This is a genomic window from Streptomyces sp. NPDC014764 (assembly GCF_043082785.1).
Classification (GTDB): domain Bacteria; phylum Actinomycetota; class Actinomycetes; order Streptomycetales; family Streptomycetaceae; genus Streptomyces; species Streptomyces althioticus.
The window spans coordinates 1-25,557 of record NZ_JBIBXY010000017.1 but is presented as its reverse complement, the minus strand read 5'-3'; the positions used below and the strand labels follow the sequence as shown (position 1 = coordinate 25,557).

Genomic DNA, 25,557 nt, shown 5'->3' with positions numbered 1-25,557 from the left:
TCCACCCTCTGCTCAAGGGAGAGCACATGTCTGCACCACAGACAGCGGGTAGCATCATCGCACCACCCTCAGCACGGATCGAACGCCTCCCCGGAACCAGCCGTGAGCACCTCGTCTGGACCGCGGTGCTGAGCCTGATGTTCCTGTGCGACATCGCCGACGTGTACGCGTTCGCCTACGTCGCCCCACAACTGCGGTCCCAATGGGGCCTGTCGATCACCGACGTCGGGGCCCTGACCTCCTTCACGTTCCTCGGCATGTTCGTCGGCGCCCTGACCGGCGGACATCTGGCCGACCGGATCGGGCGCAAGCGCACCCTCACCACCGCCGCGATCGCCTACGCCACCTGCTCGATCCTGTGCGCGCTCGCCCCCACCTACGGCGTCCTGGCCGTGCTCCGCTTCCTGACCGGTGTCGGCGTGCAGGCCGCAACCAGCGCACTGCTCGTGTACATCGTGGAGATGTTCCCGCGCACCTCCCGCGGCCGGTACATGTCACTCATGATCGGCATCGGCAGCCTCGGCATTCCGCTGATGGCCATCGCAGCGCGCCAGATAGTCCCCATCAGCGCGGACGCCTGGCGATGGGTGTTCGTGATCGGCGGCATCGGGCTCCTCCCTGCGGTACTCGTGGCCTGGCTCCTGCCCGAATCGGTCCGCTGGCTCGAACTCAACGGCCGCACCGAGCAGGCCGAGCAGGTCGCCGACCGCCTCGAGAAGGCAGCCGAAGCACGCACCGGCCAGCCCCTGCCGGCAGCCGACGTACACCCCGCGGAGCCGCACTACACCGTCAAGCACCTGGCCCGGCCGCCCTACCGCAAACGCACCGTGGTGATCTGCCTGACGATGTTCCTCGGCATCTTCGGCGCCTACGGCTTCACCAACTGGGTGCCGACCATGCTCGTTGAGAAGGGCTACTCCTCACAGAAGTCCCTCACCATCACCGCCATCCTGGCCATCGCTCCGGTCGTCGGCGCACTGGCCGCCGCGCCGATCGCCGACCGCTGGCAGCGCCGACGCGTCATGCTCGTCCTCAGCGCCCTCGTCGCGGCAGCCATGGTGATCTTCGCCTTCACCACCAGCGTGCCGGTATTGGTGGCCGCGGGATTCATCGCGGCCTTCCTCATCCAGACCAACGCCGCCGTGATGTACGCCTACTTGCCCGAGATCTTTCCGACCTCCGTACGCGGAGCCGGCTCCGGCCTGGCCAACGGATTCGGGCGCCTGGCCGGCGTCGCCAGCGGCCTGGCCATCGCCGCGATCGCCGAGGTACTCGGCTTCACCGGCGTGTTCGTCACCACCGCGATCGTCATCCTCGCCGGCGGCCTGATCATCTGCTTCTTCGGCGAGAACACCCACAACCGGGCGCTACTCGACATCACCGACGCGGCCGCGGAGCCTGCCGGGCCGAGCCGCGCGGGACAGGCACCCCGACCGAGTGGCCTGCTACCGGCAAGGCGCCGCCTGCGGCGCGTCCGGAAGGTCGTGTAAGTCCGCGATCCGGTGCCCGGGGCAGGACCGGGTGACCCCGCCCCGGGCACCGGCGCCAGGCACGGAAATGTCCTGCCTATCAGTCCGGCACGGCTTCGTGAGCCGCGCGCAGAAACGGATGCCGGCTCGCAGCCGTCCTCTCCGCTGACTGCGAAGATCGAGGCCGGATCCTGGCTGGGCGACGGCCTTGGCCCCGCTCCCGTCGCACGGAGCGTGACACTTGGGCGGTGTCATGGTCCGGCGACGAGGGTGGGGAGGACCACGGCGTCGATGTACGACGTGAGGTAGGCCTGCGTGGGCGGCTGCCCATCGATGAGCTTGCGGGTGGTGAAGGCCCCGGTCAGCATGTGGATCACGTACGGGAGCGCCGGGCTGTCGGGCCGAATCTCGCCTCGGTCCACCGCTCGCTGCAGCATCCGGTTGAGATCGGCCAGTTCGGGTTCGATGACCCGGTCCCTGAGGGCAGTGAGCAGTTCCGGGTGGGTGTGCACGGCCGTCATCAAGCCGCGTATCAGCGCGTTGTTCTGCTCCATCTGGTGATCGTCGTCGCGGCGCACCATGGCGTGCAGATCACCGCGCAGCGACCCGGTGTCGAGCGCGCCGAACCGCGGCTTCCGGCTGCGCAGTGCCTTGACGACCAGCTGGGCCTTGCCGTCCCACAGGCGGTAGAGCGTCGCTTTGCTGGTGCGGGTGCGGGCAGCCACGGCGTCCATCGTCAGGGCCTCGTACCCGACTTCACGAATCAGGCCGCGTACGACTGCGTACAGCTCAGCCTCGCGCTCGGGCGTCATCCGACGGCGGCGCGGTGCTGCTTCCACCACCATGCCCTCACCCATGCGTCCCCTCTCAGGATCCTACGAGCGGCCACCGTCAAGCGGGTTGCGGCGTAAGGCGTTTGAGGCCCTTGCGGTCGTAGTAGAGGGTCATGGCGAAGCCGAAGAGCAGGGCGAGCGCGGTACCGATAGCGATCATGGTCCAGGCGCGGGCCAGGCCGGCGTCGGCGCGGGCGTCGAAGAACAGCAGGGCCCGGAGCCCCTCGCTGAGCTGACGCATCGGTTCGAAGGCGCTCAGGAACCGGTAGAAGGCGGGAACAGCGTGCAGGGGGATGGTGGCGCCGGAGGAGGGCACAGCCAGGACGAAGAACACGAACATCGAGACGAGTTGACCGAGCCCGCCGAACGCCGCGGTGATGGCCTGCACGCCCAGGCCGACCGCGAGGGCCGCGCAGTAGGAGAAGATCCACAGCAGCGGCAGGTGGGAGGCGTCCATGTTCAGGATGCCGACGGTGCCGAGCATGACCAGGGAGACGGTGACGGCGGTGATGCCCGCGGTCATGGCCATCTTCAGGAGCAGGGTCTGGGTCCGGCTGATGGGCACAGTCGGGCGGCGGGTGTGCCAGGGGCCGATCTCGCTGTCCGCGTAGCCGAGGGCGGTGTCGACCCCGAGGTTGATCAGGTTGGCGCCCATGAATCCGGCCAGGACCAGCAGCAGCGTGTAGTAGAAGGCGTTCAGCCCCAGCCCGGTGTTCTCGCCGATGGGGTGGCCGACCTGGGTGGCGATCTGGACCGGGTCGGTCAGCAGCAGGTTCGTGGTGGAATTCGTGCCGGTCCCGGTGGCCGCGGTGAGTTGCTTGCCGATGGAGTGCGACGCCTGTTGGGCGGCGGTAGTGGCGATCTTGCTCGCAAGAGAGGATCCGAGGCTGCCCATGCCGGGGTTGGTCAGCACCGTCATGGTGGGCCTGGCCGTCGCGTCGGCGGTGGTGAGCGCGCTGACCGAGCTGGTGAAGCCGGCCGGGATCACCAGCGCGCCGTAGATCTTCCCGGAAGCCAGCTCGTCCTGCGCCTGGGCCCGGGTGAGCTGGCGCCAGGCGGCCTTGTCGCTCGAGGTGTCGGAGGTGACGGTCCGGGTGATCTGCGTGCCCAGGTTCTCCTGCTGCCCCGCCAGCGGCTTGCCCGTGTCGGCGTTGACGATCGCCACCGGCAGATCGTGCAGATCCCGATTCGGATTGACGATGCCGCCCATGTACAGCAGGGACAACAGCAGTGCGAGCACCCCGGTGAGGAGGGAGGGTAGGGGCCAGCCACAACTTGGGACGGTGCAGGAGCGCGGAAGCAGTCGCCCGATAGGCGGCGTGATGATGCGGGCTGTCGGCAGCCATGACTCTCTCCGTGGGGGTGCTTCCAACTGTTCGGTCAAGCTCAAAGGGCACAGCCAGGCTGTTTGCTCGCGCCCAGCGGCAGTCGGCGTGGCTCTTGCGCACGGTGTGCAGGGCGGCTGCCTGACGGGGCAAGGAGAAGGACCTCGCCATGGCCGTCGTTGCAAGGGCCGCTCGCCGCTGAGAACGCCCTGGATTGCGCGTTCATCCGGCCACGCACCTGCGACCCCGGTCTCATATGAGGGGCCCGCCGTGCCGTCGGTTGCCAACTCAGATGATCGGGTGCTCGATCGTGCCGATGCCGGGGAGGTCGAGGCGGATGGTGTCACCGGGGGCGATCCAGTGGTTCATCTCCATGCCGCTGCCATACGTCAGGCAGCCGATGCTGAACATCTCGCCCGGCACGAGCTGCTCGGACTGTGATGCGTGGGCCAGCAGCTCCCCGAGCCCATAGTGGGCGTCCGAGGTGAACGGCCGCGCGACGACCTCACCATTGACCGTCACGGTCCCCTTCAGGTCGCGCCAGGAACCGATCACCTCGTCGGCGGTCACGGCAGTGGCCGACATCGAGTTGAGGAAATGCTTGCCCTTCTGCGGTCCCGTACCGCTCTGCATCTCGGGAATCTGGACGTCCCGCGCGCTGAAGTCGCACATCACGACGAAGGCACCGATCGCCTTCTCGGCCTCCTGCGGCGTCGCGTCGAGCAGCGGCTGGTTGATCACGAACGCGAGCTGCAGCTCGTAGTCGAGCGCCTTGGTGTAAGACGGGAACGCGACGGGGGTGCCGCTCGGCACGAAGGTCACCGTGTTGTTCAGGTAGTAGATGGGCTTCTCGTACCAAAGCTTGTTCGGGCGCAGCGCCTTCACCGGCCGACGGGTTACCGTCTCGATTCCCCGGGCCACGGTGGCCAAGCGCGGCATGAAGCGCCGCGCGTACCCCTTCGCCCCGTCGATGTTGTGCTTCTCGGAGATCGTGAAGTCGCGCACCGACAGCGGCCGGAACGGAAGGACGACGTCCCCGTCCGCCACGCGAAGCCGCCGTAGCTGCTCCAGCTCCCACTCCTGGCTGAACGGCGACGCATACCCCAGGGCGTTCTCGGTGGGCGCCCAGGTCGCCCCGTCCAGGCTCGTCTCGGTCACGATGTGGCCGGGGGCGGCGAAGCGCCGACGTACGTGAGTCATGGGTGCTCTCCTGACATGCAGTTTCACTATTCGAAACTTGCGGTTACAGACAACGAAATTAGCGTAGGGAGGGTGACACGGAGCGGCAATCCGGCCGTGGCGCGTGCTGACTGGCTCTTCTTCAGGTCTCCCGCGTTGAGGGCGGCCGCGGCATTCAACGCCACGCCGTCACACCCGACGCCCGAAGCGGACCAACGCGACCCCGCGGGGGCTCCGCCTGCGCGGGTGGGCGTCCGTCACCGCCCCCGCCCGAGGCGGCCCCGGTCGGCGGCACCGGACATCCGGTGCGGCGCCCCTTATGCGTTGCGGACCGGGTTGGCGATCATGGTGGCGAGTACGGTGGCGGGCTTGTCGGAGCGGTTGATCCAGGCGTGCTGGATGCCGTTCATGATGATGGTGTCGCCCTGGGTGAGCAGGACTTCCTTTTCGTCGGTGAGGCAGTAGATCTCGCCGTCGACGACGGTCTGGATGTCGATGGTGTCGGTGGCGTGGAAGCCGGGCGGGCGGTCGCCCTCCGGCTCCATGCCGGCCGCGGCCAGGACTTCGCGCACCATCTCGGGGTTGTCCGCCCACTGCGACTGGGGCGGGAAGGTACTCAGGAAGACGCGCGCCCCAGTGTGCGGTGCGAAGTCCTCGTGCAGGACCGGGTGGTGGTTGCCGCCCGGCTGTGGCGGGAGCTTCTCGGCCTCCCACAGGGCGGCCGCGGTCACGAACGGGCTGCCGTAAACGACGGCCGTCGGGCCGTCGGAGACGATCGTCGACCGACCGGCATCGGTGACCCCGGTAATTACCAGACGTGACGCGCCACTGGCCGACTGATCGCCCTTGTTCTCGTCCGACATGATTGCGATTCCTTTCCGGCGGCACTCACGCAGATGCCCAGAGCGCCGCGGACGGCTGGCATGCCGCCCACTCATCGTGCTGTCCTCCTTGCGGCTGCGCCGCGCGCAAGGGGCGAGAGATCCCGCATCCTCACAGGGAGAACACTGTTCACTCCCCATTGTGCGCGAACACTGTTCTCTGTCAAGTTCAGTGTTCTCGATGCGGAACATGGAACACTGGCCGATATGACGGCAGCCTCAATTCGCGCGCGGACACGCGCTCAGCTCACGGCCGAGATCAAGACGGTGGCCCGGCGGCACCTGGCCGAGCAGGGACCCGGCTTGTCCCTGCGTGCGGTGGCCCGGGACCTGGACATGGCCCCTTCAGCCTTGTACCGGTATTTCGACGGCCGGGACGAGCTGCTGACGGCTCTGATCATCGACGCCTACGACAGCGTGGGCGCAGCGGCCGAGAGCGCCGCCGCCACGTCAGGCTCCTACGCGCAACGCTGTCTCGGGATCAGCCAGTCGGTGCGGCACTGGGCTCTGGCGCATCCCCATGAGTGGGCGCTGATCTACGGAAGCCCGATCCCCGGCTACGCCGCGCCGCAGGACACGAACCGTGCCGCAGCCCGAGGTGCGCTCGCGCTCGGCGGCGTGGTGAGTGAGGCGTTCTCGGCCGGCTGTGTACAGGCCGCCGCGCCTTTGAGTGGAACCCTGGGTGACGAGGCGCAGGCGCTGGCCGAGGAACGCCTGCCGGGCCTGCCGGGGCAAGTGGTGGCCCGCGTGCTCGGCGCGTGGCTGCAGCTGTGCGGCGCGGTGAGTGCGGAGATCTTCGGTCAGTTGCAGGGCACCATCGACGCGCGCGAGGACTTTCTTGAGTTCCAGATGCGGGGGGCGATCGCATGGGTGGGGCTTGAGGGCGGGTGATGTCCCTCGCTGGTAGCCCGCGCATCATGACGCCCCCACCAACTAACAAGATCACCCGCCCTGCTGGGGCAAGCGGCACTGCGGGGTGCCTCGAAGCTCTCGGATAGCTGCGGGAGGTCTGGGGGTGGGCGGGACATGAAGTGATCCCTTGAGGTCCAACACCTCCGTTTTGCCACCATGGATCACCTCCCCTGGATGACGAAACGTCCGGCGTGCATGTGTCGGAATCTCGGGGGTCATTCCACGTTCCGACGACCCCCTTCCGGTCAACTGCCGCCGGAAGTTGTCTTCTTGAGGCTTCCCGCATGAGTTCATTGGCAGGGTCCGACCAATGCGTTGTGTCGCCGACCACGCAGCACGACCTGGCCTGGCGGACCTGCCGGCTCATTCGACAACAAGCCCCCCGGCGTCGATGTGCCTGGCAAGCGTTCTCCCGTGATCTATCAGAACTTCCCGCAGGTCGGCGGAGTACCGCTGCAGATCACTGCGGGACTTGAGTAATCGCGGATGAGGGGTGCTGCTGCCATGCGCAGACGTTGCGAGCAGGAGCCCTCGTACTTGGCGAAGATCGAGGCCAAGCCGGTGCGGGCGGGCGTGTTTGTTAGGCCGGACTCGAACGACTTGGCGAGGACGTCGCTAAGGCGATCGCTCTGCAGCAGTGAGTGAGCGGCGCCGAGTATGGCGCCACAGGCCATGGAGTTGGTGGGGCTGGCGTCGTGGGCCCGAAGCGTGCCGAAGTAGCTGCGGCCTCGGGCTTCTGTGTCGACAGCGGAGACGAGTGCAGAGTCGACTCGGTGCCGACTGGAGGGCCACGTCGCGGTGACGACCACGGTGAGGAAGTGGAGGGCGCTGAAGTATTCGTTCGCTTCGCTGCATTCTTCCGAGGAGCCGAGAAGTGTGAGGAGGTCCCGCTGCAGGCCGAGTAGCTGCGGGGTGGGTTGAATAGTGGGAAGAGGAACCAGATCGAGGCGAGTTCGGCAAGGTGACTGAATACGCTTTCCGGCCCTGGGCGAGAACAGATAGCGGCACTCGGCTGGGTGGAGACCGTGGAACCCGTCGTAGGGGATCAGTCCGGTGGGTTCTAGGCCGCCTGCCGCTGGTCGATGACATCGCGGGCATTGGTGGTGGAGAAAGCACTCGTGCTGCATGCAGGCAAAGACAATGCCGAGGTGCCATTCCCTTTTCCACGGCCCGCCGTACCTGCGCTGGGCCGAAGTATCGCTCCCGGCAAGGCATAAGGGGCAATATCAGGGAAAAGTGCCCAAGAGCCACCTGTTCATCGGAGGCGAATAGCCGGGCCGAGTTGGTAGTGACCGGCGAATTGGCTGGTAGGAGTGCCCCCAAGCCCCCAAAGTGAGCCCGCGTGCTTCATTGCGCGAGAGCCTGGTAGCCCGGACGAATGAGTCGAGCGATGGGCCGGGCAAGTCCACAAGGAGGTTGCGCGTGAGATGGCCGTTGGTGGACGGCGGCAGGCCGATGGAGCGGCCAAGGTCGGCGGGGCTCAGGTCGAGCCGAAACGAGAGGCGCAGCAGGTAGCCGGGCAGCGACTCGCCAGGCAACGGGTCAAGGCTCCGGGGAAGGGGGTGCACATCACCTCAGCAAAGCCCTCGGGGCGGGGAGGCGGCGCGACTTCAGGCAATCCGGCGCACGAGGTGACGTGGCCCCTAACATGCCGCCGACCGAGGCGGCCAGGTTCGCGAGCGGGTACTGGCGCGCGAGCCCGGCCTGAAGGGGGCTACGAGGTCGGGCGAAAGGGCGAAGGTGCGTGCTCATAGGCGGCGATCTGAGTTACCAAGCGTTACGGGATCAAAGATCCGCCATCTCGTGTGCTCGCCCGCCAACCAAAACTCTCGGTCACAGTGGTGTCCGGCGGATCCTCCCACGACACGTTGCATAAACGTGCAGCGATACGTATAGTCATGCCATCCAGGAGGAGGGTTTTTCCATGGCGGTACGTGCGGCGGTGGCCGGAGCGAGCGGGTATGCGGGCGGTGAGCTGCTGCGTCTGCTCCTGACGCACCCCGAGGTCGAGATCGGCGCCCTGACCGGCAACTCCAACGCCGGGCAGCGCCTGGGCGCGCTCCAACCGCACCTGCTGCCGCTGGCCGACCGGGTGCTTGAGCCGACCACCCCCGAGGTGCTCGCCGGGCACGACGTCGTCTTCCTCGCGCTGCCGCACGGCCAGTCCGCCGCCGTCGCCGAGCAGCTCGGCGACGAGGTGCTCGTGATCGACATGGGCGCCGACTTCCGCCTGAAGGACGCCGCCGACTGGGAGGCCTTCTACGCCTCCCCGCACGCCGGCACCTGGCCCTACGGCCTGCCCGAACTGCCGGGTGGCCGCGCCGCGCTGGAGGGGTCCAAGCGTGTCGCGGTGCCCGGTTGCTACCCCACCGCCGTCTCCCTCGCCCTGTTCCCGGCCTACGCCGCCGGGCTCGCCGAGGCCGAGGCCGTGGTCGTCGCCGCGTCCGGCACCTCCGGCGCGGGCAAGTCGGCCAAGCCGCACCTGCTGGGCAGCGAGGTCATGGGCTCCATGTCGCCGTACGGCGTGGGCGGCGGGCACCGGCACACCCCCGAGATGATCCAGAACCTCAGCGCGGCGGCCGGCGAGCGCGTCACCGTCTCCTTCACGCCGACCCTGACGCCGATGCCCCGCGGCATCCTCGCCACCTGCTCCGCGAAGGCGAAGCCCGGCGTCACCGCGGAGTCCGTGCGCGCCGCCTACGAGAAGGCGTACGCCGACGAACCGTTCGTGCGCCTCCTGCCCGAGGGTCAGTGGCCCGCCACCGCCTCCGTGTACGGCTCCAACGCCGTCCAGGTGCAGGTCGCCCACGACACGGCCGCCGGCCGGATCGTCGTGATCAGCGCCATCGACAACCTCACCAAGGGCACCGCGGGCGGTGCCGTCCAGAGCATGAACATCGCCCTGGGTCTCGACGAGACCACGGGACTTTCGACGATCGGAGTTGCGCCGTGAGTGTGACGGCAGCAAAGGGATTCACGGCGGCGGGCATCGCCGCCGGGATCAAGGAGAACGGCAACCCCGACCTGGCCCTCGTGGTCAACAACGGCCCCCGGCGCGCCGCCGCCGGCGTCTTCACCTCCAACCGCGTGAAGGCCGCGCCCGTCCTCTGGTCCGAACAGGTCCTCAAGAGCGGGCAGCTCGCCGCCGTCGTCCTCAACTCCGGCGGCGCCAACGCCTGCACCGGTCCCAAGGGCTTCCAGGACACCCACGCCACCGCCGAGAAGGCCGCCGAGGCGCTGGGCGTGGGCGCGGGCGAGGTCGCCGTCTGCTCGACCGGCCTCATCGGCGTCCTGCTCCCCATGGACAAGCTGCTCCCGGGCGTCGAGACCGCCGCCGCCCAGCTCTCCGAGCACGGCGGCGAGAAGGCCGCCATCGCCATCAAGACCACCGACACCGTCCACAAGACGTCCGTGGTCACCAAGGACGGCTGGACCGTCGGCGGCATGGCCAAGGGCGCGGGCATGCTCGCCCCCGGCCTCGCCACCATGCTGGTCGTCCTCACCACCGACGCCGACGTCGACGGCGAGACCCTGGACAAGGCGCTGCGCGCGGCCACCAAGGTCACCTTCGACCGCGTCGACTCCGACGGCTGCATGTCCACCAACGACACCGTGCTGCTCCTCGCCTCCGGAGCCTCCGGCGTCACCCCGGCCTACGAGGACTTCGCCGAGGCCGTACGGACCGTCTGCGACGACCTCGGCCAGCAGCTGATCCGCGACGCCGAGGGCGCCAGCAAGGACATCAAGGTCGAGGTGGTGGGCGCCGCGACCGAGGACGACGCCGTCGAGGTGGGCCGCTCCATCGCCCGCAACAACCTCCTCAAGTGCGCCGTCCACGGCGAGGACCCCAACTGGGGCCGCGTCCTCTCCGCCATCGGCACCACCCAGGCCGCCTTCGAGCCCGACCGGCTCAACGTCGCCATCAACGGCGTCTGGGTGTGCAAGAACGGCGGCGTCGGCGAGGACCGCGACAAGGTCGACATGCGCTACCGCGAGGTGCACATCGTCGCCGACCTGTCCGCCGGTGACGCCACCGCCACCATCTGGACCAACGACCTCACCGCCGACTACGTCCACGAGAACAGCGCCTACTCCTCATGACCGTCACCCGTAAGCACACCGCGCTGCCCAAGGCGCAGATCCTCATCGAGGCGCTGCCCTGGCTGACCCGGCACCACGGCAAGACCGTCGTCATCAAGTTCGGCGGCAACGCCATGGTCGACGAGGACCTGAAGGCCGCCTTCGCCCAGGACGTCGTCTTCCTGCGGCACGCCGGACTGAAGCCCGTCGTCGTGCACGGCGGCGGCCCGCAGATCAGCCGCGCGCTGAAGACCCACGGCATCGTCAGCGAGTTCAAGGCCGGCCTGCGCGTCACCACCGAGGACGCCATGGACGTCGTCCGCATGGTGCTCGCCGGGCAGGTCCAGCGTGAGCTGGTCGGCCTGCTCAACCGGCACGGACCGCTCGCCGTCGGCCTCACCGGCGAGGACGCGCACACCCTCACCGCCGTCAAGCACCAGCCCGAGATCGACGGAGAGCTGGTCGACATCGGGCGGGTGGGCGAGATCACCGAGATCGACACGGGCGCGATCGAGGCCCTGCTCGCCGACGGCCGCATCCCCGTCGTCTCGTCGATCGCCCGCTCCCAGGACGATGGTGATTCGGGGCATGTCTACAACGTCAATGCTGATACGGCGGCTGCGGCACTCGCTGCTGCTCTGGGCGCCGAAACCCTCATGGTCCTCACGGACGTCGAGGGCCTCTACGAGGACTGGCCGAACAGTGACGAGGTGATCAGCCGTCTCACCGCGTCCCAGCTCGAGAAGCTCCTGCCGGACCTGTCCTCCGGCATGGTGCCCAAGATGGAGGGCTGTCTCCACGCCGTCCGCAACGGGGTGAACACCGCCCGCGTCATCGACGGCCGGGTCCAGCACTCGATCCTGCTGGAGATCTTCACGGACGAGGGCATCGGCACCATGGTCGTGCCCGACGAACAGGGGGATTCGTGAGCAACGCGGAACTGACCGCCCGGTGGCAGGGCGCGCTGATGAACAACTACGGCACGCCCCGCATCCCCCTCGTGCGCGGCGAGGGCCAGCGGCTCTGGGACGCCGACGGCAAGGAGTACCTCGACTTCGTCGGCGGCATCGCCACCAACGCCCTCGGCCACGGCCACCCGGCGATCGTCGAGGCCGTCACCCGGCAGATCTCCTCCCTCGGCCACATCTCCAACCTCTTCCTCGCCGAGCCGACCGTCGCCCTCGCCGAACGGCTGCTCCAGCTCTTCGGCCGGGACGGCAGGGTCTTCTTCTGCAACTCCGGCGCCGAGGCCAACGAGGCCGCCTTCAAGATCGGCCGGCTCACCGGACGCACCCACGTCGTCGCGACCGAGGGCGCTTTCCACGGCCGCACCATGGGCGCCCTCGCGCTCACCGGCCAGGCCGGCAAGCGGGAGCCGTTCCTGCCGCTGCCCGGGGACGTCACCCACGTGCCGTTCGGCGACGCCCAGGCCCTGGACGCGGCCGTCACCGAGGACACGGCCCTCGTCATCCTCGAACCCATCCAGGGCGAACTCGGCGTCGTCGTCCCGCCCTCCGGCTACCTCAAGGCCGCCCGCGCCATCACGGCCGCCAAGGGCGCGCTGCTCGTGCTGGACGAGGTGCAGACCGGCGTCGGCCGGACCGGCGACTGGTTCGCCTACCAGGCCCACGAGGGCGTCCTGCCGGATGTCGTCACCCTCGCCAAGCAGCTCGGCGGCGGACTGCCGCTCGGCGCCACCGTCGCCTTCGGCCGCGCCTCCCAGCTGCTCCGGCCCGGCCACCACGGCACGACCTTCGGCGGCAACCCGGTCGCCTGCGCCGCAGGACTCGCGGTACTCGACACCATCGCCGGCGACGGACTGCTGGAGAACGCCAAGCGGCAGGGCGAGAAGCTGCGCGAGGGGATCGAGGGCCTCGGGCACGCCTTGATCGACCACGTCCGGGGAGCGGGCCTGCTCCTGGGTATCGTGCTCACCGAGCCGCTCGCGCCCCAGGCGCAAGAGGCGGCTCAGGACGCCGGGTTCCTCGTGAACGCCGCCGCTCCCGACGTCGTACGGCTCATGCCGCCGCTGAACCTCGGGGACGACGCGGTGGCCGCGCTCCTCGGGGCGCTGCCCGGCATCCTGGACGCCGCCGGACGCGCGGGTGGGGAAGGACGATCCGGAGAATGAGACGACGATGAGCCAGGAGCAGGACCAGGAGCGTACGGCGGATCAGGGCGGGCAGGCCGGTCCCGCCGTGCCGCAGACCCGCACCGCACGGCACCGCCGGATCGTGGACATCCTCAACCGGCAGCCGGTGCGGTCGCAGAGCCAGCTCGCGAAGCTGCTCGCCGACGACGGGCTGAGCGTCACCCAGGCGACGCTCTCCCGCGACCTCGACGAGCTGAACGCGGTGAAGATCCGCAACAACGACGGGGACCTGATCTACGCGGTGCCGAGCGAGGGCGGGTTCCGTACGCCGCGGGCGCCGCTGGGGGAGTCGGCGAAGGAGGAGCGGATGCGGCGGCTGTCGGCGGAGCTGCTGATCTCCGCGGAGGCCTCCGCGAATCTCGTCGTGCTGCGGACGCCTCCGGGGGCGGCGCAGTTCCTGGCGTCCGCGATCGACCAGGCCGAGTTGCACGACATTCTCGGCACCATCGCCGGGGACGACACGCTGTTGCTGATCAGCCGGGAGCCCACGGGTGGGCAGGCTCTCGCCGATCACCTGCTGCGGTTGGCTCAGAACGGCCACTGAAGGGGCTTGTTCGGTTCGTCGCCGAGTGCGCCCCGGTGGGGGCCGGGCGCGCAGTTCCGCGCCCCTGAGGGTGTTGCGGTGGATGTGTCTCGTGAAGGGACGCGCCCCTTCAGGGGGTTGCCCTCAACCCAGCCAAGTGGCGAGGTTCGCCGTGCAGCGGACCTCGTCCCCTGCTGTGATCAGGAGGGCCTCCGTGTCGGGGAGGGCCTCCAGCCAGCTCAGGCCCTCCCGTGAGCCCATCGCGAAGGCCGCCGTGGCCCAGCAGTCCGCCCAGGTCAGGCGGGGGGCGACCACCGTCACCGCGACCAGGTCGGTCACCGCCGAGCGTCCCGTGCGCGGGTCGACGATGTGGTCACCGCGCTCCGCCGTGCCGGACGTGGCCACCGCCAGCTCCCCCGCCCCGGCGGCGGAGACCACCGCGGCGAGGCCGCCAGGGCGCAGCGGGTCCGACACGCCGACACGCCAGGGCCGCCCCGTGCCCGGTGAGCCGAGCAGCTGTACGTCGCCGCCGCCGTTGACGCTCACGCCGGATGCCCCGGCCGCGAGAAGCCGGCGGGCCGCGCGCTCGGTGGCCCAGCCCTTGACGATGCCGGTCGGGTCGAGCCGGCCCCGGTAGCGCGTGCTGAACCAGCCGTCGCTGACCTGCTCCGCCTCCGCGGCCAGCTCCAGCACCTCGGCGACCTCGGGGGCACACTGCCCGACGTCCAGCTCGCCGCGCGCCAGCCGGGATATCTGGGTGTCCTCGCGGTAGGTGCTGAACACCTCGTCGACCCTGCGCAGTCCGGCGGCGGCCTCCTCCAGCGCCGCGCGCACCGCGCCGGGTTCCCCGCCGCGGACGTCGAGGGAGAAGACGGTCCCCATCGTCTCCACCACACGACGCTCCGCGGCGGGCGCCTCAACGGGTTCCGCCACCGTTTCAGCCACCGGCCTTGTCCAGGGCCGACTGGAGGGACTCCCGGTAGCCCGCGCTGGTGTAGGTGGCGCCGGAGACGGCGTCGATGTCCGCCGTGCCGGCCTGCACGGCCGCCTGGTTGAGCTTGGGGACGGCGTCGGAGGTGACCTGGTCGCTCTGGCCGCCCTTGGGGGCCTGGACGGCCTCGGCCCTGGTGATCTTCCCGCCGCTGACGGTGATACGCACCTGGACCGGGCCGTACTGGGTCTGCGCGACCTCACCGGTGACCGTCCGCGCCTGGGCGGCGTCGCCACCGCCTGTGTCGTCGCCGCCCGTGTCGGCGGGTGCGGAGGCGCGCGCCTTGTCCAGGGCCGACTGGAGGGACTCCTGGTAACCCGCGCTGGTGTAGGTCGCGCCCGACACCGCGTCGATGTCCGCGCTCTGCGCCTGCACGGCGGCTTGGTTGAGCCTGGGCACGGCGTTGGAGGTGACCTGGTCGCTCTGGCCGCCCTTGGGGGCCTGGACGGCCTCGGCCTTGGTGATCTTCCCGCCGCTGACGGTCAGCCGTACCTGCACCGCGCCGTACTGGGTCTGCGCCGCGTCGCCGGTGACCGTGCCGTCACCGATGGGCCGGGCGCCGCCCTGCACGGACTCCGCCGCGGGCGGGGCGCCGCCCGCCGCCTCGGCCGACCCCGGGTCGGACGCGGGTTTGAGCGACAGCAGCAGCACGATCCCGGAGACGGTGGCGGCGGTCGCCAGGACGGCGCGCCGGACGGGGTGACTCTTCCTCATCGCTTCTCAAGCTCCTGATGGGTAACGGGCGACCGGGGCCGACGGCCCGCCGCTCACATCTCGAACGACTCGTGGTGGATCCGTCGCGCGGGGACTCCCGCGTCCCGCAGGGCCGCGTACACCTGCTGGGCGAATCCGGGCGGACCGCACATGAAGACGTCGTGGCGGTCGACGTCGGGGATCTTGCGGCGCAGGCTCTCCGCCGAGATGTCCGGGCGTTCCCCCTCGGGGCTGTTCACCGCGTACATCAGCCGGGCGCCGCGCTCGTCGGCGATCTTCGCCAGCTCGCCCCACAGCGCCAGGTCCTGCGTGCTGTTGGCCCGGTACAGCAGGGTGATGTCACCGGAGGCGCCGGGCAGCGTCTCGAACAGGGCGCGCATCGGGGTGATGCCGACGCCGCCCGCGACCAGCAGGACCTTGCCGCGGCTGCGGCGCTGCGCGGTCAGCGCGCCGTAGGGGCCCTCCGCCCACACCCGGGTGCCGGGCTCCAGCTCCCGCAGCCGGGAGCTGTGGTCGCCGATCGCCTTGACGGTGATCCGCAGCATGTCGGGGCGGGGCGCCGCGGACAGCGAGTACGGGTGGGAGCTGAACCGCATCCCGGGCGCCAGGAAGCGCCAGCGGAAGAACTGCCCGGCCTCGGCGCCCATCCGGTGCAGCCGGTGCCCGCTGATCAGCACCGACACGACACCGGGCGTCTCCTCGATCACCGCCTGTACGCGCATCTGGTGCCGCAGGTTCAGACGGACCGGGGTGATGATCCGGTACCAGAGGACCAGCGCGGTCACGGCGCCGTAGAGGCCGTACCAGAAGGTCTTCGCGGACGGGGTGACGGCGAACTCGTTGCCGGTGGTGATCTGGTGCCAGAACGTCAGGAACACCGCCGCGTACGTCAGCAGGTGCACGTGGTACCAGCCGTCGTACGGCAGCCGGCGCCGGACCGGGCCGACCGACAGGAGGGCGATCACGAAGAGCAGGCCGGTGCCGATGGCGGCCTTGCCCATGTCGGGCAGCGTGTTGATGGAGGTGATCGTCTGGGACGCGATGTCGGTGAGGGTCCTGCCGGCCTGCCGGGCGTAGCCCCACATGATCAGGAAGACGTGGGCGATCACCAGGCTGACGGTGTAGCGGCCGCTCATCGCGTGCCAGCGGGCGACCCGGTCCGAGCCCACCCGCCGCTCCAGCGCGGGCACCCTGGCCATCTGCAGCACGACCAGGGCCATCAGATATCCGGCGAGCAGACCGGTGATCCGGCCCGCGGCGATGATCTTCCCGGTGGTGTCCGCGATCGACGGCGTGCTCGTCCACCAGAGCCACAGCACGGCCACCGCGCCCGCGCCCACGGCGAGCAGCAGCGGCACGGCGGGGGAGCGGCGCGGACGGATGCGGCGCATCGTCTGGCGGCGGGCGGCACGGCCGCCGGCGAGCGTGGTGGTCACGGTTCCTCCGTGGGACTCGGCCCTTGGCCCTCACATACGTGCCGCCACGCGGGAGTGTTCAGCGGGAACCGTGGATTCCCCGCCCGTTTCAGTAGCGGGTGATCGCGGTGCGCCCGCCCGTGGTGCCGATCGCGAGGTGCGGGTCCCGCGCGGGGTTCGCCCAGCGCAGGATCCGGCGCATCGCGCTCTTCGGCACGGACACGCAACCCGCCGTCGCGCCACGGCCGTTGACGTGCAGGAAGATGCCGGCGCCCCGGCCGCGCACCGGACGGCGGTAGTTGAAGTCAACGACCAGGGCGTGCGCGTACTGCGTGCGGTAGGTGATCAGGTGCTCGGCCTGGCTCGCCCGGCAGTCGGCCGCGCGGGGTTCGGTCCAGCGGTTGTAGACGCGGGAGTCGTTGTCCTGGCACCACCAGGAGTTCTGCCGCACGCGGCGGTAGGGGGAGCGGGTGCCGGAGGGTGCCGCCTCGATGCCGAAGGCGTAGGGCAGGCCGTACAGCCCGGTGGGGGTGGTGTTCGTGCCCTGCTTGCGGGTCGTGCCCTCGGTGAGTCCGTTCGCGCCGAAGCGGGCCTTGGCGGACCCGGCCGCCACCCAGCGTCCGCCCTTGCGGTCCCACCAGGTGACCGTGCCGGTGGTCGACCCGGTCCGCGCCGCCACCGCCGTGATGAGCTGGGTGCCGCCCCCGGTGTCCGCCATCCGTTCCGGCAGCGGCGACGCGGGGCGCTGCGCGGTGCCGAGCGTGAGCAGGGACAGGGACACGAGGACGGCGACGGTGACACGGCGTGGGCGCATGGCTCACATGCTGGAGGGGGGCAGCGGCAACGGCAGCCCGGGAAGTCCGTCCAGACTCGTCGCGACGTGCTCCTTCTTGGTGAAGTACGCGTCCAGGGAGGCGTCGTCCTCCCTGGCGAACCGCCTCTCGTGCAGGTCCCGCTCACCCTCGTACGCCATGTAGGGCACGGCGTAGCCGCAGGTGTCCCGGATCAGCTCGGCACGGACGACCACGACCGCGCGCAGTCCGTGGTTCCACGGGTCGATGCCGGGGAAGCGGGCGAGCAGCTCCTTGAACCGCGGGTCGTCGCGGAACACGGGCTCCCCGCGCCCGTGCACGCGCACGATGTTCGGCGGGCCCTGGAAGGCGCACCACATCAGGGTGATCCGGCCGTTCTCCCGGAGATGGGCGACGGTCTCGGCGTTCGAGCCGGCGAAGTCCAGGTAGGCGACGGTGAGGTCGTCCAGGACCGCGAAGGAACCCTTGAGTCCCTTGGGGGAGAGATTGACCGTGCCGTCGGCGGACAGGGGAGCGGTGGCGGTGAAGAAGACAGGCTGCTCCTCGATGAAGGTGCGGAGCCGCCCGTCGATGCGCTCATACGTTTTTCCCATGTTCACGGATTATCCGGGGAGATCTTTCGCCTGTCTAAGCATTTGACGGCCTTGCCTCGAAGGGGGATGACCGTGGCCGCCCCGGCCGGCGCTTGAACGGGGCGGCCACAGCGCCTGTCACGTCACTTGGTGAGCGTGCAGGCGGCGAGGGAGTCGAGACCGGCGGGGCGGTCGGCGGTGCGGCCGATGGCGGTGGCGATGCGGTTGACGGTGGCGACTCGCTTGTCCTCGAGGGGGCCGAGGATGGCGTTCTGGACGAAGTCGGGTCCGCCCTGGCCGACGGTGTCGACGAGTCGCTTGTTCGCCTCGGCGACCTGCTGGTCGAGCTGCTGCAGATTGCGGGTGATCTCGTCCTGGGCGGAGGCGGGGATCGCGGGGAGCCGCGAGGCGACGTCCGGGCAGGAGACCGTGCCGGCGCCGGAGGCGTCCCCTCCCTGACCGGCGCCCGCGTCACCGCCGCCCGCGCCCGTGTCACCGCCCGCGTCCTCGGCCGGCGGCGCGGAGGACTCGGCGTCGCCGGTCTCCTCCTGACCCGGAGCGGCCGGGTCGTCCTGGGCGTCGAGCGTGCAGGCGGCGAGGGAGTCGAGACCGGCGGGGCGGTCGGCGGTGCGGCCGATGGCGGTGGCGATGCGGTTGACGGTGGCGACTCGCTTGTCCTCGAGGGGGCCGAGGATGGCGTTCTGGACGAAGTCGGGTCCGCCCTGGCCGACGGTGTCGACGAGTCGCTTGTTCGCCTCGGCGACCTGCTGGTCGAGCTGCTGCAGATTGCGGGTGATCTCGTCCTGGGCGGAGGCGGGGATCGCGGGGAGCCGCGAGGCGACGTCCGGGCAGGAGACCGTGCCGGGCCCGGCCAGGGTCCTGGCGTCCGCACCGCCGCCCTCGGACGACTCGCCCGCGAGCGCGGTGCCCGCGATCACGGCGCCGGTCAGTGCCACAGCGGCGGCGCCGCCGGCCAGGCCGACACGGCGCTTGCTGTACTTCGGAAGAGCCCTGGACATGCGAATGCCTCACTCGGAGTCGGGGGTGTCTCGGGTGGAGCGACGCGGCGCCTGCGTCCGGCGAGTCATACGCGCAAGCGGTTTCCCGTGTTCAACTTCCGCGCCACATCGCTCCGGTGCGGTCCCGGCAGGCGCCCCGCGACCTGGGGAATTGACGAATCATGCGGACTCCTGCATACTCATGCATGTCAGCGAATGCACTGTGAGGAGAAACCCGTGACCGAGCGCGTCGTACTCGCCTACTCAGGCGGTCTGGACACCTCCGTCGCCATCGGCTGGATCGCCGAGGAGACGGGCGCCGAGGTCATCGCCGTTGCGGTCGACGTCGGCCAGGGCGGCGAGGACCTGGACGTCATCCGCAAGCGCGCGCTCGCCTGCGGTGCCGTCGAGGCCGAGGTCGCGGACGCCAAGGACGAGTTCGCCGAGGAGTACTGCCTCCCGGCGATCAAGGCCAACGCCCTCTACATGGACCGCTACCCGCTGGTCTCCGCGCTGTCCCGGCCGACGATCGTCAAGCACCTCGTCGCCGCCGCGCAGAAGCACGGCGCCACCACCGTCGCCCACGGCTGCACCGGCAAGGGCAACGACCAGGTCCGCTTCGAGGCCGGCATCGTCGCCCTCGCCCCCGACCTGAAGTGCATCGCCCCGGTCCGCGACTACGCGATGACCCGGGACAAGGCCATCGCCTTCTGCGAGGCCAAGGGCCTGCCGATCGCCACCACCAAGAAGTCCCCGTACTCCATCGACCAGAACGTCTTCGGGCGTGCCGTCGAGACCGGCTTCCTCGAGGACATCTGGAACGCGCCCATCGAGGACGTCTACGAGTACACCCAGAACCCGGCCGTGGCCCGGGAGCCCGACGAGGTCGTCATCACCTTCAAGGAGGGCGTCCCGGTCGCCATCGACGGCAAGCCCGTCACCGTCCTCCAGGCCATCCAGCAGCTCAACGAGCGCGCCGGCGCCCAGGGCATCGGCCGGATCGACATGGTCGAGGACCGCCTCGTCGGCATCAAGTCCCGCGAGGTCTACGAGGCCCCCGGCGCGATCGCCCTGATCACCGCCCACCAGGAGCTGGAGAACGTCACGGTCGAGCGCGAGCTGGCCCGCTACAAGCGGCAGGTCGAGCAGCGCTGGGGCGAGCTGGTCTACGACGGCCAGTGGTTCTCCCCGCTGAAGCGCGCCCTGGACGGCTTCATCGCCGAGGCCAACCAGCACGTCAACGGCGACATCCGGATGACCCTGCACGGCGGCCGCGCCGTCGTCACCGGCCGGCGCTCGGAGTCGTCCCTGTACGACTTCAACCTGGCCACCTACGACACCGGCGACACCTTCGACCAGGCCGCGGCCAAGGGCTTCATCGACATCTACAGCCTGTCGTCGAAGATCGCGGCCAAGCGCGACCTCGCCTGAGCCGCACCGCCTGACTACCCCTCACACGCACTAGCCTGACAGCCGCCTCTCCACGCGCCCGTGGGGAGGCGGCGGCACATCCGGAACCCTCGAGGAGCACGCAGTGAGCAGCAACAGCGGTGACGTCCGGCTCTGGGGCGGCCGTTTCGCCGACGGTCCCGCCGAGGCCCTGGAGAAGCTGTCCGCGTCCGTCCACTTCGACTGGCGGCTCGCCCCCTACGACATCGCCGGCTCCCGCGCCCACGCGCGCGTGCTCCACCAGGCGGGCCTCCTCACCGAGGACGAGCTGACCCGCATGATCGAAGGACTCGACCAGCTCGAGGCCGACGTCGCCTCGGGCGCCTTCACCGGCACCATCGCCGACGAGGACGTCCACACCGCACTGGAGCGCGGCCTGCTGGAGCGCCTCGGGCCGGACCTCGGCGGCAAGCTGCGCGCCGGACGGTCCCGGAACGACCAGGTCGCGACCCTCTTCCGGATGTACCTGCGCGACCACGCCCGCGTCATCGGCGGTCTGATCGCCGACCTCCAGGACGCCCTGATCGGCCTCGCCGAGGCCCACCCGGACGTCGCGATGCCCGGCCGCACCCACCTCCAGCACGCCCAGCCGGTGCTCTTCGCCCACCACGTCCTCGCCCACGTGCAGTCCCTCTCCCGGGACGCCGAGCGGCTGCGCCAGTGGGACGAGCGGACCGCCGTCTCCCCGTACGGCTCCGGCGCCCTCGCGGGCTCCTCGCTCGGCCTGGACCCGGAGGCGGTCGCCAAGGACCTCGGCTTCGAGCACGGCAGCGCCGGCAACTCCATCGACGGCACGGCCTCCCGTGACTTCGTCGCCGAGTTCGCCTTCATCACCGCGATGATCGGCGTGAACATCTCCCGGATCGCCGAGGAGATCATCATCTGGAACACGAAGGAGTTCTCCTTCGTGACCCTGCACGACGCCTTCTCCACCGGCTCGTCGATCATGCCGCAGAAGAAGAACCCGGACATCGCCGAGCTGGCGCGCGGCAAGTCCGGCCGCCTCATCGGCAACCTCACCGGCCTGATGGCCACGCTCAAGGCCCTCCCGCTCGCGTACAACCGCGACCTCCAGGAGGACAAGGAGCCGGTCTTCGACTCCATCGACCAGCTGGAGATCCTGCTGCCGGCCTTCACCGGGATGATGGCCACGCTCACCGTGCACCGGGAGCGCATGGAGGAACTGGCCCCCGCCGGCTTCTCCCTCGCCACGGACATCGCCGAGTGGCTGGTCCGCCAGGGCGTGCCCTTCCGCGTCGCCCACGAGGTGGCCGGCGAGTGCGTGAAAGTCGCCGAGTCGGAGGGCAAGGAACTGGACGACCTCACGGACGAGCAGTTCGCGAAGATCTCCGCCCACCTCACCCCGGAGGTCCGCACGGTCCTCAACGTCCCCGGAGCCCTGGCCTCCCGCAACGGCAGGGGCGGCACGGCCCCGAGCGCGGTCGCGACGCAGCTGGCGGAACTGAAGGAGAACGTGACCCTCCAGCACAAGTGGTCCACGGCGAAGAAGCGGTAGACGCGGAGAACTGCGCGCCAACCCCTCACGCCGCCGCCGTTCCCCGCGCCCACCTCCAGGGGCGCGGGGAACGGCGCGACCAGCCCCGACGAAGCCGCACGCAACCGCGCTCCCGGGGGAAGCACCCACCTCCAGGGGCGCGGGGAACGGCGCGAACACCCCCCACGGCGCCGCACGCAAAGCACCCCCGGAGGAACAACCCACCCCCAGGGGCGCGGGGAACGGCGCGACCAGCCCTCACGGCGCCGCACGCACCCCGCCCCACCCCACCCCACCCCCGGCAAGTCCCGAGCTCATAGGCGAGGGCAGACCCACCCCACGGGTTACCTTGGGCACCGCCGAACCCGGAGCCGACCGACGGAGTCGACATGCCCTTCTCCCGCCTGGCCACCGCCACCACCCCCACCGCGCACCTGGGCGTGGGTCTCGCCGCGGTAGGCCGCCCCGCCTACATCACCCTCGACCGAGCCGCCGACCTCGGAGAAGGCGACGACCGCACGGTCGAGAACCTCCGCACCCGCACCCACGAACTCCTCGACGCCGCCTACGCCCAAGGCGTCCGCTACGTCGACGCGGCCCGCTCCTACGGCCGCAGCGAGGAGTTCCTCGCGGACTGGCTGACGAGCCGCCCCGACGTCACCGACGTGGTCGTCGGCAGCAAGTGGGGCTACACCTACACCGCCGGCTGGACCACCGACGCGGAACGTCACGAGGTCAAGGACCACTCCCTCGCCGCGTACGAACGCCAGCGCGCAGAGACGGACGCGATCCTCGGCGACCGCCTCGACCTCTACCAGATCCACTCGCTCACCCCGGACAGCCCGGCCCTCAACGACAAGGACCTGCACGCCCGCCTCGCCGAGGCCGCGGCCCAGGGCCTCACCGTCGGCTTCTCCACCAGCGGCCCTCGCCAGGCGGACGCGATCCGCGCGGCCCTCGCGGTCACCGTCGACGGCGAACCCCTGTTCCGCACCGTGCAGTCCACCTACAACGTCCTGGAGACCTCCGCGGGCCCCGCACTGACCGAGGCGCACGACGCCGGACTCACGGTGATCGTGAAGGAGGGCATGGCCAACGGCCGCCTGGCCGCACCGCACGCCCCCGAGCCGTTGCGCGCGGTCGCCGAGGAGACGGGCCTGGGCTGCGACGCGGTCGCCCTCGCCGTCATCCTGCGCGAGCCGTGGGCGGGCGTCGTCCTGTCCGGCGCGGCGACGGTCGTTCAGCTGACCTCGAACCTGCACGCGGCGGCCGTCGACCTCACCGACGACCATCTCGCCCGCCTGGCCCCGCTGACGGAAACTCCCGAGGCGTACTGGCAGCACCGGGGCACGCTGCCCTGGCACTAGCACGACGCACCGCGCGCACCCTGCCCGTGAGATGTGCGGGTCTCCAGTGAGACATCAATGTCTCACATGCGGTACTGTCGTCTCATGGCTGTCGACCGAGACCATGTGCTGCGCAGCGCCGCGGCCCTGCTGACCCGAAAATCCACCGCGACCATGGACGAGGTCGCCAAGGCCGCCGGGATCAGCCGCGCCACCCTGCACCGGCAGTTCGCCGGCCGGGACGCGCTGGTGCGCGCGCTCGAGGCGCTGGGCATCGCCGAGTGCGAGGCCGCCCTCGCCGCCGCCCGCACCGGCGAGGGTCCCGCCACCGACGCCGTACGGCGCCTGGTCGCCGAGATCGAACCGCACGCGGGCCTGCTCGCCTTCCTCTACTCCGAGAACCAGCTCTTCGAGGGCGAGGAGCAGAACGAGGGCTGGGCGAGGATCGACGAGACCTTCGCCGCGCTTTTCCGGCGTGGCCAGTCGAGCGGCGAGTTCCGTATCGACCTCGCCCCGGCCTGGCTCACCGAGGCTCTCTACGGCCTGCTCGCCTCCGCCGCCTGGGCGGTCGCCGAAGGCAGGGTCGCCCCCAAGGACTTCACCCACATGATCGTCGAGCTGCTGCTCGGCGGCGTACGACGCCCGGAAGAACCGGCGGCAAGGAAGCACTCATGACCAGCGCCATAAGGACGGCAGGCCCGACCGAGGAGACGGCACCCCGCCCCGGCCGCTGGCTCGCCCTGTCGGTCCTCGTCCTGGCCGTCCTGCTGGTGGCCGTCGACGCGACCGTCCTCGGCCTCGCCACCCCGTACATCAGCGAGGACCTCGCACCCACCGGCTCCCAGCTGCTGTGGATCGGCGACGTGTACTCCTTCGTGCTCGCCGGACTGCTCGTGTCGATGGGCAGCCTCGGCGACCGCATCGGCCGCAAGCGCATCCTGCTCTACGGCGCCGCCGCGTTCGGCCTGATCTCCGTGCTGAACGCCTACGCGCACACGCCCGAGGTGATGATCGCGGCGCGCGCCCTGCTCGGCGTCGCCGGGGCCACGCTGATGCCGGCCACCCTCGCGCTGATCCGCAACCTCTTCCACGACCCGCGCGAGCGGAGCCTCGCCATCGGCATCTGGGGCGCGACCGCCTCCGCGGGCACGGCGGTCGGCCCGATCCTCGGCGGACTGCTCCTCGAACACTTCTGGTGGGGCTCGGTCTTCCTGATCAACCTGCCGGTCATGGCGGTCCTGGTGGTCGTAGGCGCCAAGCTGCTCCCGGAGTCCCGTAGCCCGGAGCCGGGTCCGTGGGACCTGCCCAGCGTGGCCCTGTCCCTCGCCGGGATGATCGGCGTGGTCTACGCGGTGAAGGAGATCGCGAGCCACGGCGCCGGCGCGGCCGCTCTCGCGGCGGGTCTGCTGGGCGCGGCCGCCCTGTACCTGTTCGTCCGCCGTCAGCTGGCGCTCCCGAAGCCACTGCTGGACATGCGGCTGTTCCGCAGCCGGGGCTTCAGCGGAGCGGTGCTCGCCGACCTCCTCACCGTCCTCGGCCTGTCCGGCCTGGTCTTCTTCCTCTCCCAGTACCTGCAACTGGTCCAGGGACGGCGTCCGTTCGAGGCGGGTCTCGCGGAACTTCCCGCCGCGATCGGCGCGGTGGCGGCCGGCCTGATCGCGGGCCGCACCGCCCGCCGCTTCTCGGTCCGCTCGGTCGTCGCCGGAGGGCTGGCGGCGATCGGCCTGGCCCTGGCCGCCCTCACCGTCATCGGCCAGTCCACCGGCTACCCCCTGCTGGGCACGGCCCTCCTGGTGGTCGGCGCGGGCGCGGGCTTCTCCTTCACGGTGACGGCGGACGTGATCCTCTCCAGCGTCCCGAAGGAACAGGCAGGCGCGGCCTCCGCCGTCTCGGAGACGGCCTACGAACTGGGCGCGGCCCTGGGCATCGCGGTCCTGGGCTCGATCGTCACAGGCGTCTACCGCGACTTCCCCGCCCCGGAGGGCACGCCGGCATCGGCCCACGAATCCCTGGGCAGCGCGGTGGAAGCAGCGACCCACCTTCCCGCCGCCACCGCGGCCCCCATGCTCGACGCAGCCCGGGAGGCCTTCGTCAACGGCCTCGCCCTGGCCGCAGGCACAGGAGCAGCGGTCCTGCTTGCCGCCTCAGTAGCCGCATGGTTCATGCTCCGCGACCAGAAGCTGGACATCGCCTGAGCGGTAGACGCCCCAGCGCCGCGGGGAACACCCACCCCCGACGGAAGCGCTCCCCAGGGGCGCGGGGAACTGCGCGACACACCCCCGCCCACCCGCAGGTGACCCACAAACCGCGGCGGGGGGGGGGGGGGGGCCCCCCCCCCCCCCCCCCCCCCCCCCCCGGCCCCCCCCCCCCCCCCCCCCCCCCCCCCCCCCCCCCCCGGGGGGGGGGGGGGG

General features: G+C 70.5%; 21 protein-coding genes and 2 pseudogenes. 12 read left to right on the top strand and 11 right to left on the bottom strand.

The features are described from left to right. Positions 1-26: 26 nt before the first annotated feature. Complete coding sequence (locus tag ACF1AG_RS28580) at positions 27-1,490, top strand: MFS transporter (RefSeq protein WP_391810607.1); 1,464 nt, start codon at positions 27-29, stop codon at positions 1,488-1,490. Positions 1,491-1,720: 230 nt separating this feature from the next. Here ACF1AG_RS28580 and ACF1AG_RS28575 read toward each other — a convergent pair whose 3' ends face one another. From ACF1AG_RS28575 to ACF1AG_RS28560, 4 genes and pseudogenes are all read right to left on the bottom strand, one after another. Further along, the gene (locus ACF1AG_RS28575; protein WP_391810622.1) at positions 1,721-2,314 is read right to left on the bottom strand and encodes a TetR/AcrR family transcriptional regulator; all 594 of its coding nucleotides are present in this window, start codon (positions 2,312-2,314) and stop codon (positions 1,721-1,723) included. 46 nt (positions 2,315-2,360) lie between these two features. Then, positions 2,361-3,648 (bottom strand): annotated as a pseudogene (locus ACF1AG_RS28570) (YhgE/Pip domain-containing protein). 267 nt (positions 3,649-3,915) lie between these two features. Next, on the bottom strand, positions 3,916-4,827 hold the full coding sequence (locus ACF1AG_RS28565; protein WP_387796746.1) for a fumarylacetoacetate hydrolase family protein: 912 nt from the start codon (positions 4,825-4,827) through the stop codon (positions 3,916-3,918). Positions 4,828-5,123: 296 nt separating this feature from the next. Next, on the bottom strand, positions 5,124-5,669 hold the full coding sequence (locus ACF1AG_RS28560; protein ID WP_387796748.1) for a cupin domain-containing protein: 546 nt from the start codon (positions 5,667-5,669) through the stop codon (positions 5,124-5,126). Positions 5,670-5,894: 225 nt separating this feature from the next. Between ACF1AG_RS28560 and ACF1AG_RS28555 the strand changes: the two genes are divergently transcribed. After that, on the top strand, positions 5,895-6,578 hold the full coding sequence (locus tag ACF1AG_RS28555; RefSeq protein WP_359605554.1) for a TetR/AcrR family transcriptional regulator: 684 nt from the start codon (positions 5,895-5,897) through the stop codon (positions 6,576-6,578). Positions 6,579-7,021: 443 nt separating this feature from the next. Here ACF1AG_RS28555 and ACF1AG_RS28550 read toward each other — a convergent pair. Beyond that, positions 7,022-7,813 (bottom strand): annotated as a pseudogene (locus ACF1AG_RS28550) (hypothetical protein); the annotation flags it as partial. Positions 7,814-8,523: 710 nt separating this feature from the next. On the opposite strand from ACF1AG_RS28550, the gene argC reads away from it, so the two are divergent. From argC to ACF1AG_RS28525, 5 genes are read left to right on the top strand one after another with little or no spacing between them, the layout of a single operon-like run. Further along, positions 8,524-9,552, top strand: a complete 1,029-nt coding sequence (argC, locus tag ACF1AG_RS28545) for an N-acetyl-gamma-glutamyl-phosphate reductase (RefSeq protein WP_391810606.1) — start codon at positions 8,524-8,526, stop codon at positions 9,550-9,552. Continuing rightward, the gene (gene argJ, locus ACF1AG_RS28540; RefSeq protein ID WP_359605815.1) at positions 9,549-10,700 is read left to right on the top strand and encodes a bifunctional glutamate N-acetyltransferase/amino-acid acetyltransferase ArgJ; all 1,152 of its coding nucleotides are present in this window, start codon (positions 9,549-9,551) and stop codon (positions 10,698-10,700) included. The genes argC and argJ overlap by 4 nt, the downstream gene beginning before the upstream one ends. Then, positions 10,697-11,608: an acetylglutamate kinase gene (argB, locus tag ACF1AG_RS28535; protein ID WP_391810605.1), complete on the top strand. Its 912-nt coding sequence runs from the start codon at positions 10,697-10,699 to the stop codon at positions 11,606-11,608. The genes argJ and argB overlap by 4 nt, the downstream gene beginning before the upstream one ends. Further along, the gene (locus tag ACF1AG_RS28530) at positions 11,605-12,810 is read left to right on the top strand and encodes an acetylornithine transaminase (protein ID WP_391810604.1); all 1,206 of its coding nucleotides are present in this window, start codon (positions 11,605-11,607) and stop codon (positions 12,808-12,810) included. The genes argB and ACF1AG_RS28530 overlap by 4 nt, the downstream gene beginning before the upstream one ends. A gap of 7 nt (positions 12,811-12,817) precedes the next feature. After that, positions 12,818-13,375, top strand: a complete 558-nt coding sequence (locus tag ACF1AG_RS28525) for an arginine repressor (RefSeq protein ID WP_391810603.1) — start codon at positions 12,818-12,820, stop codon at positions 13,373-13,375. Positions 13,376-13,498: 123 nt separating this feature from the next. Here ACF1AG_RS28525 and ACF1AG_RS28520 read toward each other — a convergent pair whose 3' ends face one another. The 6 genes from ACF1AG_RS28520 to ACF1AG_RS28495 all read right to left on the bottom strand — a co-directional run bounded on the left by ACF1AG_RS28520 (position 13,499) and on the right by ACF1AG_RS28495 (position 18,877). After that, a complete protein-coding gene (locus ACF1AG_RS28520; RefSeq protein WP_359605833.1) occupies positions 13,499-14,236 on the bottom strand; it encodes an FAD:protein FMN transferase in 738 nt (245 codons plus the stop codon). A 55-nt stretch (positions 14,237-14,291) separates the two neighbouring features. Continuing rightward, on the bottom strand, positions 14,292-15,059 hold the full coding sequence (locus tag ACF1AG_RS28515; protein ID WP_391810602.1) for an FMN-binding protein: 768 nt from the start codon (positions 15,057-15,059) through the stop codon (positions 14,292-14,294). A gap of 53 nt (positions 15,060-15,112) precedes the next feature. Beyond that, on the bottom strand, positions 15,113-16,495 hold the full coding sequence (locus ACF1AG_RS28510; protein ID WP_359605824.1) for a ferredoxin reductase family protein: 1,383 nt from the start codon (positions 16,493-16,495) through the stop codon (positions 15,113-15,115). An 88-nt stretch (positions 16,496-16,583) separates the two neighbouring features. Continuing rightward, positions 16,584-17,288, bottom strand: a complete 705-nt coding sequence (locus ACF1AG_RS28505) for a L,D-transpeptidase family protein (RefSeq protein WP_359750328.1) — start codon at positions 17,286-17,288, stop codon at positions 16,584-16,586. Positions 17,289-17,291: 3 nt separating this feature from the next. After that, positions 17,292-17,879 carry a pyridoxamine 5'-phosphate oxidase family protein gene (locus ACF1AG_RS28500; RefSeq protein ID WP_359605827.1) on the bottom strand — a complete coding sequence of 196 codons (588 nt, stop codon included), beginning with the start codon at positions 17,877-17,879 and terminating at the stop codon, positions 17,292-17,294. A 122-nt stretch (positions 17,880-18,001) separates the two neighbouring features. Continuing rightward, on the bottom strand, positions 18,002-18,877 hold the full coding sequence (locus tag ACF1AG_RS28495; RefSeq protein WP_387796759.1) for a hypothetical protein: 876 nt from the start codon (positions 18,875-18,877) through the stop codon (positions 18,002-18,004). Positions 18,878-19,093: 216 nt separating this feature from the next. Between ACF1AG_RS28495 and ACF1AG_RS28490 the strand changes: the two genes are divergently transcribed. From ACF1AG_RS28490 to ACF1AG_RS28470, 5 genes are all read left to right on the top strand, one after another. Continuing rightward, positions 19,094-20,287 (top strand): argininosuccinate synthase, encoded by a 1,194-nt coding sequence (locus tag ACF1AG_RS28490; protein ID WP_181383152.1) that lies wholly within the window; start codon positions 19,094-19,096, stop codon positions 20,285-20,287. Positions 20,288-20,390: 103 nt separating this feature from the next. Continuing rightward, entirely contained in the window at positions 20,391-21,821 is a 1,431-nt protein-coding gene (gene argH / locus ACF1AG_RS28485) for an argininosuccinate lyase (RefSeq protein ID WP_387796760.1), read from the top strand. 368 nt (positions 21,822-22,189) lie between these two features. Further along, positions 22,190-23,167: an aldo/keto reductase gene (locus ACF1AG_RS28480; protein ID WP_359608001.1), complete on the top strand. Its 978-nt coding sequence runs from the start codon at positions 22,190-22,192 to the stop codon at positions 23,165-23,167. Positions 23,168-23,251: 84 nt separating this feature from the next. Beyond that, positions 23,252-23,821, top strand: coding sequence for a TetR/AcrR family transcriptional regulator (locus tag ACF1AG_RS28475; protein WP_359608003.1), 570 nt, complete (start codon positions 23,252-23,254; stop codon positions 23,819-23,821). Continuing rightward, a complete protein-coding gene (locus ACF1AG_RS28470; protein ID WP_387796762.1) occupies positions 23,818-25,341 on the top strand; it encodes an MFS transporter in 1,524 nt (507 codons plus the stop codon). Before ACF1AG_RS28475 ends, ACF1AG_RS28470 begins: the two co-directional genes overlap by 4 nt. The last annotated feature ends 216 nt before the right edge of the window (positions 25,342-25,557 follow it).